The following is an 11,977-nucleotide window of genomic DNA, read 5'->3' on the forward strand; positions in this document are numbered from 1 at the left end:
TATATTAGTAGAGTACGAAGGATTTTAAACTATTTTGGATTTGGGATATTGGATTTTGGAAGTGTAAGCCACTTCTTTGTATCATATTTTACAAAAAACTAAGGTATGTTTTAATATTTCCGAAATCAGCAATCATTTCAAATCCTTCGTACAGTCCTAATGCCTACGGCTTATAGCCTAAAGCATATTATTTCGAAAGTTCTGTTGCGCGTTTTTGTGCAGCAAAGATACCTTCTTTTAAATTTTGAGCTAATAAGCCTTCCTCAAATCGCTTGAGCGCAGCTTCGGTAGTACCACCTTTTGATGCTACAGCCTTAATAAGTTCGTCGAGGCTCTTTTCTGCATTGTTGATAAGGTGAAATGATCCCAACATCGTTTGTTTTACCAATAATGCCGCCATTGAGTCCTCAAAGCCCATTTCTTTACCTGCTTCAATCATAGCTTTTACCAAATAGAAGAAATAAGCAGGACCGCTACCCGATAAAGCTGTTACAGCATCGAGCAAAGATTCTTCTTCTAAGAACACCGCACGACCTGTAGAGTTAATCAAGTTTTCAACCTTCTTTAATTGGCTCAACGTAATGTCACCAGAGGCAGCAAAAGCAGTCATCCCCATTCCCAACAATGCAGGAGTGTTTGGCATAGCTCTTACAATAATTCGGTGATTGAGCGATTCTTGTATTTTATCGATAGAAATACCAGCCATGATACTCAAAATAATTTGGTTGGGCTGGATTACTTTTTTAAGTTCTTCAGAAACTGTTGGATAGTCTTGAGGCTTAACCGAAAGGATGATTAAATCGTATTCTCCGACTTTAGGAGAAATCGTATCTACCACAACACCTGCTTTTTCTGACTGAAGCGCTTCGGCTCTGGCAGCATTTTTTTCGATTAAGAATAGGTTTTCTTTTTTTACTAAATCATATTGAATAAAAGATTTGGCAAATGCCATTCCCATATTCCCCGCTCCAACAATAGCTACTTTCATGATGGTTTGTTTTTGGTCAAAAATTAATTAAAATGATTATGAATTTGGTTATCAGCTGAATTTCAGTTTTGTGAAACAAAATTACAACAAAAAACCTGACAGTATTGATAAAATATTGTCAGGTTGATGGTTGCCTTATGGGCGAAGTATATGTTACTAAAATTAATCTTTGAAGATTTCTTCTAGCTTTTTCTCTAATTCTGCTGAGCTACCTGTGTATTTGGCAATTACTTTTCCTTCTTTATCTATTAAAAATTGCGCAGGAATAGCGCTCACGCCATAGGCTGCTGCGGCAATGCTATTCCAATATTGAAGGTCGGATACTTGTTGCCAAACCAATCCATCTTTTTCAATGGCACGAACCCAAGCTGTTTTTTCTTGGTCGAGGCTCACGCCCAAAATATCAAAGCCTTTAGCATGAAAACGGTTGTAAATTCTTACAACGTTAGGGTTTTCACGACGACAAGGTCCACACCAGCTTGCCCAAAAATCAATCAATACATATTTGCCACGCATTGATGAAAGCGTAACCAAACTATCAGAAGGTGTTTTTAAGGAAATCTCTGGAGCTTCAGAACCGATAGCAACACCTTTCATTCTTTTGATTTGCTCCAAAAAAGATTTGATATGTGGGTTAGGAGAATTAGCTTTTTCCTTCTTGAATGTATCAGCTACCTTTTCCAATAAATCCATATCTGTTTCTGGGTTTAGGAAATTGCCTGCTGTCCAAAGTGCCACCAACTCAGAACCCATATCAGGAATCATCGCTTTGATTTTGCCTACAGTGATTTGTTGGGCATTTTGAAACTCATTCTGGATTTTCTGCAATGTTGCGTCGTCCTTTTTCTCCGTTGCAATGGTTACTTGTTTATTCCAACCTTCAACCTTGGTTTGTAATTCTTGGTTAATTTTGATGATTTGGTTGAAATACTGGATATTCTTCGATTCCCCTTTGATTTGGAATTTACCTCTTACTTGAGGTGTATCCATGCCATCAGCAACAACTTCTACTTTTTCGCCTCCTTCAAGAATCAAGAGTAATTTCTGACTCAAAGGCATGTTGAAAAAGTTAATCAAATAATAGCCACCACCCTCAGCAATGGGCGAATTGAACTTGAAATTATGAGCGGCATCTACATTGGCAGAGTCGATATTAACAGCCGTACCACGACCATTAATCATTTGAAGATAGACTTTTTTGTCAGGAACTACATTTTGAACTTTTCCTGTGATTTGAGCTTTTTTTGTGGCTGTGGTTTGTGCTACCATCGAGAATCCAAGCAAAACACTAAGGATACTCAAGATTGATTTTTTCATAAATAAAGCGGTAACTGATAAAAGGATAAAAGGCATTTATTAGACGTTTTACAAAAATAGAATCGTAATGAATGTCTAATAAATGCCTTCAGAATAATTGAGCTGTTGGCGATAGGCTTTCAGCAAGTGATTCCAGAATCATTTGCATTGAATGACATCGAATACTTGGTTTGTTCGACAGCCTTTTCCCTATGCGCTCTTATTAAAGCGAGTCGAGTGTTTTTTGTAAAAGTGCGGTAGTAACTTTTGGATCGGCCGAACCTTTTGATTTTTTCATAATATCGCCCATAAACATGCCCAAAAGTCCTTTTTTGCCGTTTTTATACTCTTTTACTTTGGCTGGATTGGCTGCCAAAACCTCATCAATTAACGACTGAAGCGTGTCGGTATTGCTTTGTTGAATCAAATTCTTTGCTTCAGCAATCTGAAGTGGACTAGCCGACGTATCTGTTACCATCACAGGGAAAATCTGTTGTGAGGCGGTTGAGGTACTCACTTTCCCTTCATCTACAAGGTTAATCAGTTGTGCTAACTTTTCAGGAGTAATGGTTAACTGTTCAATTTCCAAATGATTGTCATTGAGATATGATTTTATGGTACCCATAATCCAGTTTGAAGCGGCTTTGTAGTTTTTGGTAAACTGACAAGTTGCGTCAAAATATTCGGCTACTTCACGGCTATCTGTTAATACACCTGCGTCGTAGTCGGGCAAACCATAAGTTTTAGTAAATTTCTCAAAAAGCTCCCAAGGTAAAGCAGGCATTTGAGTTTTTACTTGGATTAATAACTCTTCAGAAATATGCAAAGGAACTAAGTCTGGCTCTGGAAAGTAACGATAATCATTCATCGACTCCTTTTCACGCATACCCGAGGTACGTCCAGTAGAAGGATCAAAGTTACGTGTTTCTTGAATGATTTTTACACCTGCTTCTACTGCCTCAATCTGACGAACTACCTCATAATCAATTGCTTTTTGAATAAAGCGAATCGAGTTCATGTTTTTGATTTCAACTTTTGTACCAAAAACTTTACTTCCGACTGGCATTACAGATATATTAACATCGCAACGCAATGAACCTTCTTCCATATTACCATCGCAGATATGCAAGTATCTGACAAGCTTACGAACCTCGGTCATGAATTGTGCCGCTTCTTCCGATGACTTGATTTCTGGTTCTGTTACCATTTCGATCAAAGGTGTACCAGCACGGTTATAGTCAATAAGGCTATCGCTCAAACCTTCGGCATGAAGAGACTTTCCTGCATCTTCTTCCAAGTGAATATGGTGGAATCGTACGACTTTTTCACCTGTAGATAATTTTACTTTTACGCCACCACCAATACAAATTGGAGTTTTGTCTTGAGTAATCTGATAACCTTTTGGAAGGTCAGGATAAAAATAGTTTTTGCGATCAAAATATTGATATTCAGATATTTTTGAACCCGCAGCAAAGCCCATTTTTATGGCATACTCGACAGCTTTGCGATTAAGTTTTGGCAAAGTCCCTGGGTGTCCAAGGGTAATGGGAGAAATATGGGTATTGGGCGCAGCTCCGAACGACGCAGAGTCTGCTGCAAAAATTTTACTTTCTGTTTGAAGTTGAGCGTGTACCTCTAGGCCAATAACAACTTCATATTTGTTTCTAATTTCTTGGTTCACAGAATATTAATTTCAGTTTGAGGCAAGAATCTTCTGTATTTTTGTAAAAAAGTTTCTGCCTTGTGGAACAATCGTCTACAAAGATAGTAAAAAGCATGGCTCGGTATAACCAGCAACGCTAAGTGATTGGAAATTTGATGGTTTTCAAAAAATAAATCATCTTATTCCAACCTTTTAATTAAAGAAAAACTCTTTATAATAAAATGTTAAAATATATTTTCATAATGCCCTAAGGCGTTGTGTGTATTGTCCGTAAGCTTATAAACACATTGAATACATTGGAACTTGAAAAAGACCTCATAAACGCTTGTTTGCAAAACGACCGCATTGCGCAGCGAAAGCTCTATCAGGCTTATGCTTCGCGTATGTTGGTGGTATGCTCACGCTACGCACAAAGCAAGGCCGAAGCTGAGGATATTCTTCAAGAAGCTTTTATTAAGATATTTCAAAACTTGGCTAGCTTTAGAGGGGAAAGTACGATTGGAGCATGGATCAAAAGAATTGTTGTGAATACGGCTATCAAACATATTCGTTCACAACAACCTTGGCAAGATATGTCGGATGTAGCCGAATTTGAAAATCATTTTTCGGATAAAGGTACGAGTATCGAAGGTATTCACTTTCAAGAGCTATTAGCTATGATTCATAAATTACCCAAAGGTTGCCAAACGGTATTTAACCTGTACGCTATTGAAGGGTATCAGCATCATGAAATTGCCGAAATGCTAGGCATTTCGGAAGGAACATCAAAGTCGCAATATTCGCGTGCTAGACAGTTATTGCAAACACAACTTTCGTACGATAAGGTAGGATAAAGCACAAATGAAATAATATGATAAAATATTTACTGATAAAATCACTATAATGGATAATTCATCACACAATTCTTTTGAGGACCAATGGCGAGACGCCTTCGATGATGCCTCTATGACCCCATCCGACTGGGTATGGGATGGCATAGAAGCATCCTTGGAGCAGTCTGCTCCTTCGTCGTCCGCACCAGAAGCGAGTGGTGGAATGGCCAAAGGTAGCCTTGGGCTTTATTCTGCTGGACTAGCAGTAGTGGTGTTGGTAGGTGCATGGTTTTTGAAACCTGAAGATGATAGCGCTAAAGATTTGCCCGAACAACCTAGCGTTCATCGACAAACAGTGATAAAGCCTGTTCGCACTCCAGAAAAAATACATGAAGAAAGTAATATCGTAGCTGAGAAAAATATAGTATCTGAAAGTCCAAGAATTATAGAAGAAGAAGCTCCAGTCGAATCACAACCGATATTGGTAGAAGAGCTTGTGAAAAAGTCGGTAGTTGATTCTATTAATTTTATATCACCAACCACTACTAAAGAAATTCCTGTCGTAAGTAGTGAATTGCAAGTGCATCATAAAGTAATAGAACAGTCAGTACCCTCTATTCAGACGCCATATTTTGAGCCTCAACCACTTGTTCCTGTAAAAACGCAGAAAAAAGGCTTTTTGAAAAATGTTAAAATCACAGTCGGCGCAGGAGTATATCAACGACCCTAAAATAAATTTAGAGTTTTGAATGATGAGTTTTGGGTTGTCCTTGTCTAAACTAGGTTGCCCTTAAAACGTCACATTCAGAATTTAATACTCTTAACTTATCTTTCTTTATCTATATGAAAAATCTACTCTTTTTATCAATTATACTAAGCGTTTTTGGTTGTGCTTCTAGTTCAAGTAGCATAGTAGACTCGGAAGTACTTAAAAATCAAACGATCGATTTGACCAAAAATGATTTGAGTGAATATATTGTTTTTGGAAATGTTGGCTTAGGCTGGGGATGTCGCACTTCTGGGCTGTATTTGTATGCAGGCGATCAGCTGTACGCTGATACAACGAATGGCTATTGTAAAAATGCTGAAAATTATCGTTTTCAAGGGTATAAACTAAGTGCTACAGAAAAAGCTAAAGCCGAACAAATCGTTCAGAAAATAAAGAATCATTTGAGTACTCTCAAAGATGATGGTCAAGCAATTCAGACGATAGGCTGCCCTGGCTGTGCAGATGGAGGAATGTTATATGTGCAAGTTAAAACAAGCAAATCTCTAAAAGCTTGGCGATTGGATGATATGATTGATACTCATCAAAAATTGATTGTTGAAGTGGGAACAATTAAACGTTAGTACAAGCCTCAAAGCTATAATAAACTACAAACAAATGTGCACTATGAAAAAACTAATGATGCTAGCTCTATCTGGATGCCTATTATGGAGTTGCTCCAAAGGAGGAATAGGTGAGAATGGCTTGTCAGACGAGGAGATGGATTATCAAAAATTAACCCAAATGGGAGCTGAGATTAAAGATTATGCTAAAAACAAAGCATGTGCTGGCGACGAATGCCGTGTAATGTCGATGGGCTCGAAGGCTTGCGGTGGTCCAACGCAATTTATTGTGTACTCGGTTGGAAAGGTAGATGAGAAAATTTTGACTCAAAAAATCAATAATTATACAGAATACGAACGTCAACTTAATATCAAATATAGCCGAATATCAGATTGTGCCATGATTGCTATTCCAACAGTAGACTGTGTGAATGGGTTATGTGTAACAAAATAATAGAAGCTTTATCTCTAATTGAGTGATTTCTAAAATTTGTATTCTAGCGGTAGAGGCGTAATCACTGCGTGCAAAATCAAGTGGTATTTAGTAGTATTAAACAAAATTCAGGATGAATTTTGTAACTAGAATGGTTTTATAATTCTTCATTAAAAAAGCGGTCGAAAAATAATTTTCGACCGCTTTTTTGCTATTAGTATGCTATATCTGACTCGACTTAATAAGTAAAGCGTTGCGTCTCTACTACGAGAATATAAATCTTAATATAATCACTCATTCGCTCAATCAAAACTCACACAACTAACTTCTAACACGAACAACTTGCTTTTGCCTTCCAATTGACATAATAAGCAGAAGCGATCAAAATCGCACCAACGAAGCCTGTCAAAAATTCGTATTGCTCGCCAGTCCATACGATTTCGATACCTTTTACTATTAAACTTCCTACCAATAGCATTAAAGGAATAATAGAATGGTGTTTGCGATAGTCAGCAATTAATAAAGCGCCAGCCAAAGCAACACTTGCTCCGATAAACCAAATTTCCCAAGAATGATTATGAAAAAGGCTACTTCCCAAATAAGGCAGCACTGTCATCACCACAGGAGTAGCAATGCAATGAATCGCACAAATGACTGAAAGATAGAATCCTACTTTCTCGATGGGAGTTTCGTTATGTGAATGTGAGTGATGCATAATTGTAATACTGTTGCAAAATTAATACAATGCAACAATATTGCAAACATCTATCGGAGGATATTTTGTTCCCTTTCGTAAGTATTTTTTACTATTAATGTTAAAAGGAAAGATACAAGGTGAATTAATATGTCTTTCTGTAGAATAAGTAATGAGACTTTATTCATAGGTACTCACAAAAGGAGAGTATGATTAATCTAATCTTTCCTGTTTCTATTCAAAATAAAAACCTCTATTTCTATATTGAATAGAAACAGAGGTTTTAAAAACGTCCTAATGATTAATTACGACCTTTGTAAGCTGGCTTGTCGATGCTCGTAGTACCGTAAGCAGGGCAGTTGTTTTTTCTGCCACAAGAAGTTGCCATTGCTACTACTGCCAACAAAACCAAAATAACTGAAGCTCTTTTCATGAGATATAATTTTATAAAGTTGATACCAATGATGTATTTGATAGATCTGGCCATTGAGAGGCATAATACTACAAAAATACAAATATCTCTCAAGCTTAAACTCTAATATCCACAAAATTATTGTTCGATAAGAGACAGATTTTCAGCGTGTTTTACTTCTTCTTGGCTCAATACTGTAGGTTGTGACTCGGCCTTTTCGGTAGAACCATAACCTAAAATGTTAAGCATACCATAGCTTTCTTGCGCCGATGCAAACAACTGTGTCGTGATAGTACCATCTTCAAGACGGTCAACCAAGACGTGTTTTGGAGCAGGAATCAAGCAGTGTTGAATACCGCCATAGCCACCTAGTGATTCTTGGTAGGCACCTGTATGGAAAAATCCAACATACTGACGCTCTTGACCTTCTTCAAAAATTGGTAAGTATAAATCTGAGCTATGCGCCTCGGTGTTATAAAAGTCCATAGAGTCGCAAGTCAAACCACCTAAGTTTACTTTTTGGTATGGCGAGCCCCAGTTGTTTACAGGAAGCATGATATACTTTTGGTTCATACCCCAAGAGTCAGGCAATTGAGTAATAAACGAACCATCAATCATGTACCATAATTCCTTATCATTTTGGAGTTTTTGGTCAATGATTTCGTATAAAACAGCACCACTTTCGCCAACAGTATATGAACCAAACTCTGTAAAGATATTTGGAACGGGTACGTTGTTTTTGTTACAAATCCATGAAATAGACTCCACGATTTCATCAATCATTGCTTGGTAATCGTAATTAAATTGCAATGAAGTTTGAATCGGTAAGCCACCACCCAAGTCGATAGAATCCAAATCTGGGCAGATTTTTTTCATTTCACAATATTTGTAAATAAAGCGGCTCAATTCAGACCAATAGTAAGCACTGTCTTTAATACCAGTATTGATAAAGAAGTGCAACATTTTGAGCTTGTATTTGCTGCTGTTCTGAATTTTGTTTTTATACAAATCCATCACATCAGAATAACGAAGCCCCAAACGTGAAGTATAGAAAGCAAAATCTGGTTCTTCGTCAGTGGCAATACGGATACCTAAATTGACAGTCTCGGCAGTAACTGATTTGTCATAAAAATCAATTTCTTTGAGATTGTCCAAAATAGGAATACAATTAAAGCCCTCATTAATTAACTCACTGATGTATTGAGTATATAAAGGCAACTTGTAGCCATTGCAAAGAATGTAAGTAGATTTTGAAATCTTACCTTCATCATATAGCTTGCGAATAATAGGAATATCGTAAGAAGAGGATGTTTCGAGGTGAACATTATGACTCAGAACCTCTTCGACCACAAATCTAAAATGCGAAGACTTTGTACAGTAACAATACGTATAATTTCCCTTGTAATTGTACTTCTTAATAGCATTCTTAAACATGCGCTTAGCATTTTCGATATGCTCACCAATTTTTGGTAAATACGTGATTTTCAGGGGAGTCCCGTATTGTTTTATGATGTCCATCAACGGTACGTTGTTGAACATTAATTCGTTGTTTTCGTCAATGTTAAACTCAAGAGTTGGAAACTCAATCGTCTGGTCAATGAGGTCAATGTAATTTTTCATCCTACTGCGAAAAGCATAAAGCGAGTTTTTATGTTCGAAATTATTTAAGTTTGTGAGTATTCGTCCTAAGAAACGAAAACCGCAAGAAATTTTACTAACGAAAATCGACTTGCGGAGTTTACTCATAAAAAACGTGCAAAAGTGCAATAAAAGTATGACCTTTGCAAGAATCTAATTTGGATTTATTTTTATTTCACAATTTGATAAAATTATTCTGTCAAATTATTTGATTATCAAAGAGTTGTATCGATAAATAATTCAAGTGAGTAATATGTGAATTTTCTTGAAAATGATTCATTATCAGTTAGTTAGTTTCTTGGAAAAGTCATAGCAAATCCAAAACCACAATCTTTTTAACGAACAATGTTTTGAACTGGAAAGTTCGAGTTAAATTTTATGAAAAAAGTTCACTTTATCGCTATTGGGGGGGCAGCGATGCATAATTTGGCTATCGATCTGCATAATAATGGTTATTTAGTTACGGGTTCGGACGACGAAATATATGAGCCTTCACGTAGCTTATTAGCAGCTTGTGGCTTATTGCCTACCGAAACTGGTTGGTTCCCTGAGAAGATTTCAGAAGATTTGGACTGTGTAATTTTGGGTATGCACGCCAGAGTGGACAATCCTGAATTGTTGAAAGCTCAAGAATTAGGAGTGAAAATTTACTCATATCCTGAATTTATTTATCAAAATAGCCAAAATAAGCAAAGAGTGGTGATTGCTGGAAGTCACGGAAAAACTACGATTACATCGATGGTTTTACACGTATTAAAATTCCATAATCGCAAATTTGATTATTTGGTAGGGGCTCGTATCGAAGGTTTTGAGACTATGGCCAAACTTTCGGATGCTCCTGTGATTGTGATTGAAGGCGATGAATACTTATCATCACCAATCGATCGCCGTCCTAAATTTTTGCATTATCATCCACACGTAGCCTTGATTTCGGGTATTGCTTGGGATCATATAAATGTATTTCCACAGTTTGATGACTATGTGCATCAGTTTGAACTGCTTGCGCAAGATATACCAAAATCAGGTAGTTTGATTTATGACGAAACAGATTCGTTGGTAAATACTTTAGGCAATAAAGACTACGCAGATATTCAGAAATACGCTTACAAAGCTCATCCAGCTGTGGTGAGAAATGGAAAGACTTTTTTACTATTACCTGATAAAAAAGAACTAGCAATCGAGGTATTTGGAGAACATAATCTCAAAAACCTCAACGGCGCACGTTTGATACTAAGCCAGATTGGTATCGAAGACGAGCAGTTTTATGAAGCAATTGCTTCGTTTAAAGGAGCTGCCAAGCGCTTAGAGCTAGTAGGACAAAACGATGAAACCGTGTTTTATCGTGATTTTGCTCATGCACCATCTAAGGTGGAAGCGACAACCAAAGCGCTCAAAGGACAGTTTCCTAACCGTCATTTAGTGGCTTGCTTGGAGTTACACACTTTTAGTAGTTTGAACAAAAACTTCTTGAAAGAGTACGCTCACAAGTTGGACGGAGCTGATACCGCAGTTGTATATTTCAGTCCTAAAACCCTTGAACACAAAAAGATGCCAGCGCTTAGTGTAGAAGAAGTCAAAGCAAATTTTGCGAACAGCAATCTCGAAGTATTTACTGATAACCAGTCTCTGAAGACATTCCTTTTGAGTAAGCGATGGCGCGGCTCAAACTTACTGATGATGTCGTCGGGGACCTTTGATGGTCTTGATTTCAAAGAATTATCTAGTCAAATACTTTCGTAAAATTACAGTGCAGTTTGGGAAGATGAACAGTATGTTCGCTTGCTGTACTTATTGAACTTTTATACAATCATGAATCGTATTACTCAACTTTTTGAACAGAAAAAAAATAACGTACTAAATATTTATTTTACAGCGGGTTATCCACAACTCAATGATACAACAACTATTTTAAAAGCTTTGGATGAAAGTGGGGCTGATTTAGTAGAAATCGGGATGCCTTATTCAGATCCAATTGCTGATGGTGAAACTATCCAACATGCAAACCAAGTAGCTTTGGATAATGGAATGAGCGTAAAGTTGTTGTTTGAACAACTTGCTGGTATTCGTCCTGCTATCAAAGTGCCTATTTTGTTGATGGGTTATATCAATCCAGTTTTACAATTTGGTATAGAAGAATTTTGTAAAAAATGCCAAGAAGTAGGAGTGGATGGTTTGATCTTGCCAGACTTGCCTGCCGATGTTTTCGAAGAGAATTATAAAGTGATTTTTGAGAAATATGGAATCCTAAATATCTTTTTGATTACACCTCAAACTTCAGAAACTCGTATTAGTCATATCGATGCTATTTCAGAAGGCTTTATTTATATGGTATCTTCGGCAAGTATTACAGGCGCAAAATCTGGTATTTCTGATGAACAAGAAGCATACTTTAGTCGTATAAATGCCATGAGCTTGAAAAACCCACGTTTGATTGGCTTTGGTATTTCTGATAATGCTACTTTCACAAAAGCATCGTCACATGCAGCTGGAGCGATTATTGGTAGTGCGTTTATCAAAGTTGTGACAGAAGCAAAAGATTTATCAGCTGATATTAATGCTTTTGTAAAATCTGTAAAAGGAGAATAAGTTGTGAATGAATGAGTGAATGCTCCCTAATTCAGTAATTTAAAAATAAGATATCTATCAAAAAAGCGATTGGAAATTAATTTCCAATCGCTTTTTTGATGATAAAATGCTGGACAAGTAAATATT

12 protein-coding genes are annotated in these 11,977 nt (G+C 36.9%); 6 read left to right on the top strand and 6 right to left on the bottom strand.

Features of this window, described 5'->3' with window-relative positions; genetic code table 11:
• Positions 1–187 precede the first annotated feature (187 nt).
• The 3 genes from proC to gatB all read right to left on the bottom strand — a co-directional run bounded on the left by proC (position 188) and on the right by gatB (position 3,965).
• Positions 188–988, bottom strand: a complete 801-nt coding sequence (proC, locus tag QM491_RS19340; RefSeq protein ID WP_095166149.1) for a pyrroline-5-carboxylate reductase — start codon at positions 986–988, stop codon at positions 188–190.
• A gap of 162 nt (positions 989–1,150) precedes the next feature.
• Complete coding sequence (locus QM491_RS19345; RefSeq protein WP_283329186.1) at positions 1,151–2,305, bottom strand: TlpA disulfide reductase family protein; 1,155 nt, start codon at positions 2,303–2,305, stop codon at positions 1,151–1,153.
• Positions 2,306–2,507: 202 nt separating this feature from the next.
• Complete coding sequence (gene gatB / locus QM491_RS19350; protein ID WP_283329187.1) at positions 2,508–3,965, bottom strand: Asp-tRNA(Asn)/Glu-tRNA(Gln) amidotransferase subunit GatB; 1,458 nt, start codon at positions 3,963–3,965, stop codon at positions 2,508–2,510.
• A 269-nt stretch (positions 3,966–4,234) separates the two neighbouring features.
• Here gatB and QM491_RS19355 point away from each other — a divergent pair, with 269 nt between their 5' ends.
• From QM491_RS19355 to QM491_RS19370, 4 genes are all read left to right on the top strand, one after another.
• Positions 4,235–4,780, top strand: coding sequence for an RNA polymerase sigma factor (locus tag QM491_RS19355; protein ID WP_310589595.1), 546 nt, complete (start codon positions 4,235–4,237; stop codon positions 4,778–4,780).
• Between the two features lie 49 nt (positions 4,781–4,829).
• Positions 4,830–5,489, top strand: a complete 660-nt coding sequence (locus tag QM491_RS19360) for a hypothetical protein (RefSeq protein WP_283329188.1) — start codon at positions 4,830–4,832, stop codon at positions 5,487–5,489.
• Between the two features lie 113 nt (positions 5,490–5,602).
• On the top strand, positions 5,603–6,109 hold the full coding sequence (locus tag QM491_RS19365) for a hypothetical protein (protein WP_283329189.1): 507 nt from the start codon (positions 5,603–5,605) through the stop codon (positions 6,107–6,109).
• A 43-nt stretch (positions 6,110–6,152) separates the two neighbouring features.
• Complete coding sequence (locus QM491_RS19370) at positions 6,153–6,542, top strand: hypothetical protein (protein ID WP_283329190.1); 390 nt, start codon at positions 6,153–6,155, stop codon at positions 6,540–6,542.
• Positions 6,543–6,849: 307 nt separating this feature from the next.
• Here QM491_RS19370 and QM491_RS19375 read toward each other — a convergent pair whose 3' ends face one another.
• From QM491_RS19375 to QM491_RS19385, 3 genes are all read right to left on the bottom strand, one after another.
• The gene (locus tag QM491_RS19375; protein ID WP_283329191.1) at positions 6,850–7,236 is read right to left on the bottom strand and encodes a MerC domain-containing protein; all 387 of its coding nucleotides are present in this window, start codon (positions 7,234–7,236) and stop codon (positions 6,850–6,852) included.
• A gap of 280 nt (positions 7,237–7,516) precedes the next feature.
• Entirely contained in the window at positions 7,517–7,648 is a 132-nt protein-coding gene (locus QM491_RS19380; RefSeq protein ID WP_255406884.1) for a hypothetical protein, read from the bottom strand.
• A 117-nt stretch (positions 7,649–7,765) separates the two neighbouring features.
• Positions 7,766–9,247: a type III PLP-dependent enzyme domain-containing protein gene (locus tag QM491_RS19385; RefSeq protein WP_283329192.1), complete on the bottom strand. Its 1,482-nt coding sequence runs from the start codon at positions 9,245–9,247 to the stop codon at positions 7,766–7,768.
• Positions 9,248–9,643: 396 nt separating this feature from the next.
• Here QM491_RS19385 and QM491_RS19390 point away from each other — a divergent pair, with 396 nt between their 5' ends.
• A complete protein-coding gene (locus QM491_RS19390) occupies positions 9,644–11,005 on the top strand; it encodes a UDP-N-acetylmuramate--L-alanine ligase (RefSeq protein ID WP_283329193.1) in 1,362 nt (453 codons plus the stop codon).
• 69 nt (positions 11,006–11,074) lie between these two features.
• A complete protein-coding gene (trpA, locus tag QM491_RS19395) occupies positions 11,075–11,851 on the top strand; it encodes a tryptophan synthase subunit alpha (RefSeq protein ID WP_283329194.1) in 777 nt (258 codons plus the stop codon).
• Positions 11,852–11,977 lie beyond the last annotated feature (126 nt).

The sequence above is a fragment of the Flectobacillus longus genome (assembly GCF_030056705.1).
GTDB classification, from domain to species: domain Bacteria; phylum Bacteroidota; class Bacteroidia; order Cytophagales; family Spirosomataceae; genus Flectobacillus; species Flectobacillus longus.